Below are 3524 nucleotides of genomic sequence, written 5' to 3'. Positions count from 1 at the left end.
GCTCAGAAACAGACATTGGCTACTCTATCTTATGTCTGTTCCTGAGCCTTTCAGCCCCCATTTTGATCACCCAAACTGTTAACTTATAAATCACCCAAATTGTTAACTTTTTTATTGACTACGAACAGTCATATCTACTTATCGTTAATTCCGTTTTCTTGACAAGCAATCAAAAATCGACGCTTTTTGACTGAAATCTCATCCTGATTTAAGAAAAAGTAAAATAATTCGAGAAATTTGTGTCGAAACCAAATTTGCGGTGGATAAGGAAGATGTATCGAATACTGTAATTCGATCTTACAGGATTCGATACATTAACAATTTTTTGATGCAAACCATTTTAAACCGGGATAAGCCAGAAAAAAGAAAAGGGAACCTGCCTTATCTGGCTGTTCCTTAGAAAGGAACGGGTACTAATTTGAAAACAAATCTCTTATTTTTCCAGCCCGTAAAAAGGTATGATAGAAAACTTTGAAATCAGATATCCAGATTCAGATACCATGCTGGTTCAATTTAAGAAGCCAGAGATGCTTGATCGATCGATTTTAGGCCGAATTGAGAATGATCTGAATACACTGCCTTTTTCGATCAGTGAATCCAGGAATGACATTCTGATCTATTCTGTAAAAAACCTGATACCGCTGAGTTCATTTCTTGAACAATACAGCTTTTCTCAGACCGAAGGCTATCAGTTTCTGATCAACCTGCTCAGTAAGGTCGCCAGCGTGCATCGAACAAAACCCATTCTGCTCGATCTTCACACGATCTTCTGTTCATTTTACGGAGATGAAATCTACTTTGCGGCCATACCGGTCGCTTTGGAATATTGGATGTTTCAAAAGGAAGAAAACCTGAATTTTATAAACAGACTCTCTGAAGTATTCACCACTGATGATGCTTTTGAAATTATCGGTTACCTGAAAATGATGATGAAGAAGCCAGGCTTTTCTTTTCAGTCACTCATCTATGGTCTTGAAGATCTTGAATGTACTTATTATCCTCGAAGTTTCTGGAAAAGATCGCAGCCTTATCCACCGTTTCGAGCAACCCACGCCATTCGGCCAAAACAGGAATTTCTTCATTCAAATGAAATCAGAGCGGATGGATTGAAATCGGAAGTTGTAGAGCAGAAAACGCACAACCCCAATTCTAGATTTTCCTTTGCCAGCCGATCATCCCGAAAAAGGAAAACAAATTCTGATTCAGTGAATTCCGGCCGAATCGAGAAGACCTCACTGAACAGACATCTGAAAAATCCAGATCCTGAAATGGAAAATTCTCCTTATCAAATGGAAGAACACTTGGATTCGAAAAGAAATGATCAAAAAATTGCAAAATTTGACTCTGAAAACAGATTGATTGGATCCAATCAACCCACACGATCAAATCAGGTCTTCTATGATCAATTTTTTGAAACAAGGGATAAAGAGGATCCTTTTCAAAACTATACAGGTCTCAAAGAAGAGGTGTTTCAATCGGATCCCTTTAGTGCCTTAACACAAACATCTGCCTTTACTGAATCAACAGAAACCAGTACTGAAGCCCCAACGCAGCTGCTGATCATTGAACCTGAAGCAAGTGGATGGATTGAAATTAAAAATCGCAGATATTCATTGTCTAAAGCCGAAACCATCATCGGCCGTCATCCAGACTGTGACATTGTACTCAATATGCCTGATGTCTCAGGTCATCATGCCAGGATACTTTTTGAAAACGGAAGATATTATCTTTCAGTATTAAACAGCCGCAATGGAACCTTTATTGAAGACCATCAGGTGATCCGAAAAATGAGATTGCGTGAAGGAATGCATCTTCGGTTTTCATCACAGGAGGCCATCTTCCATGAAAAGCAGATATCAGTTTAAGAAGGGGCTCAAAAATAAAGGCGGACTGTGCGTTATGAAGGTCTTTGATCTTCAGAAGCAGCAGGATCTTTTAGCTAAGGCTATTCTGAAAAGCTGTCCACAGATTCTTCTGCAGCAGGCAAAAAGAGAAATCGATCTGCTTTCAAAAGCGTCGATGGATGGATTTCCAATTCTTGAAGATCTGGAAAACAACTGTGAGCATTTGATTCTTTATGAAACCTATATCGAGGGAAAGAATCTGAATGAATGGCTCAAAGACAGGCCGTCAAAAAAGAGAAGAAAAAAAGTCTTTCTTGAAGTCTGTGCAAGAATTGAACATTGTCATGAGCTTGGCTATCTGTACATGGATCTAAAACCTGAACACATTTTAGTTGGTGAAAATGACCAGACCTGGCTCATTGATTTCAATGCGATTATTCCCATTGGTTCGACGCAGGTCATTCTGTCCAATGAGCTGGCTGTGCCACCTGAAAATGGACTTCTCAAGCTCAATGAGCAGGCTGATTTTCCAGGGCTGGGAACGATTCATCGATTATTATTTGGACCTTCCAACTTTTCGTGGACCTGCATTCAGGAAGATCGAAATCAACGCTTTAAGTCATTGGAAGCCTTAAAAAAAGCTGCATTTCCAGACCGCAAATTACCAATTATGGTCTGTGGAATTTTCATGATGGTTCTTGGTGTGTTCTTTATTCCAATCCTGAACGGTAAAAATGCTGCTTCTAAAGAAAACCAGATGTTGCAGACGGAGTTTCATCTGGATGCTTCCATGTTTGAACAGACTCATCTTGAAGATGAAATTCTGAAACTTCTTCAATCGACAAAGGTTCAGGATTCATTCAATGAACCAGCATCAGTAAAAAAACTGATTGATCAGGTGGCTGGTTTCTCAAAACAAAATCCATTTCTATCCAGATTGCTTTTGCAAAAAGTAAATGTTCCCGAAGATCTTCAATCCGGAAAGAACTGGATAAAAATATTAACCTCGGCTGATCAAAAGGCAAAGGCTGAAGCGTTTGATCCCTGGATCAGGGAAGTTTTCGAATCCTTTGAAACAATGGATCAAAACCAGAAAAAAGAACCTGAAAATTCCGGAAATTTTAAAGAATTGGAAGAGCTGCTTTATTCCTTAAGTCTTCATCAGATTCAGGTTAAGACAATTGAGCGATCACGGATTAATGAGATGCTGCAAAAATCGGATCAAAAAAATGGCGATCAAAAATTTTCGCTTGCGGTAATCCAATACGTCTTAATGGATTATTCATTGTCGAATCAGCTATTCGATATTCCAGATGCAATCATCAAAAATCTCGAAAAGGATCAAAAAAGTGCAGGGCTTGTCCAAATTTACAGACAACTCAGAATTCAGAACATTCAATGATCCGATCAGAATGAAAGGTATCCCATGTCAAGGACACAAAAAAGAAAGATATCCCTGAATGTGGACAACTTTGAGTAACACTTCAGTTAATCCAGATGTTTACGCAGGAAAAACAACCAGACCAACTGGACATGAATTATCTGTTCATTGTTCGCAGATGACAGAGTGCATTCAGAAACAGGTTCTGCCAAGGGGAAAAGCGAAGCGGCCCTTGGCGGGTTCTGGGTCTGAATGCGACGATGGATCGCGAGTGATGAGCAGGTAATTCCCCCACTGAT

General features: G+C 39.4%; 3 protein-coding genes. 2 read left to right on the top strand and 1 reads right to left on the bottom strand.

Going from position 1 to position 3524, the window contains the following annotated elements; genetic code table 11:
• Positions 1-458: 458 nt before the first annotated feature.
• Together BO222_RS12710 and BO222_RS12705 are read left to right on the top strand one after the other, a co-directional pair.
• Positions 459-1865 (top strand): FHA domain-containing protein, encoded by a 1407-nt coding sequence (locus BO222_RS12710; RefSeq protein WP_075821107.1) that lies wholly within the window; start codon positions 459-461, stop codon positions 1863-1865.
• Positions 1843-3246 (top strand): protein kinase domain-containing protein, encoded by a 1404-nt coding sequence (locus tag BO222_RS12705; RefSeq protein ID WP_075821106.1) that lies wholly within the window; start codon positions 1843-1845, stop codon positions 3244-3246. The genes BO222_RS12710 and BO222_RS12705 overlap by 23 nt, the downstream gene beginning before the upstream one ends.
• A gap of 86 nt (positions 3247-3332) precedes the next feature.
• Here BO222_RS12705 and BO222_RS14180 read toward each other — a convergent pair.
• Positions 3333-3524, bottom strand: a 192-nt coding sequence (locus tag BO222_RS14180; RefSeq protein ID WP_233131269.1) for a hypothetical protein, incomplete at its 5' end; no start/stop codon positions are given.

Source organism: Ileibacterium valens, from assembly GCF_001945525.1.
GTDB classification, from domain to species: Bacteria; Bacillota_I; Bacilli_A; order Erysipelotrichales; family Erysipelotrichaceae; genus Ileibacterium; species Ileibacterium valens.
This window is presented reverse-complemented; position numbering and strand designations above follow the sequence as displayed.

Excerpts from the sequence above, each read along its gene's own strand:
- BO222_RS12710 (WP_075821107.1), top strand. The coding sequence starts at position 459 with ATGATAGAAAACTTTGAAATCAGATATCCAGATTCAGATACCATGCTG.
- BO222_RS12705 (WP_075821106.1), top strand. The coding sequence starts at position 1,843 with ATGAAAAGCAGATATCAGTTTAAGAAGGGGCTCAAAAATAAAGGCGGA.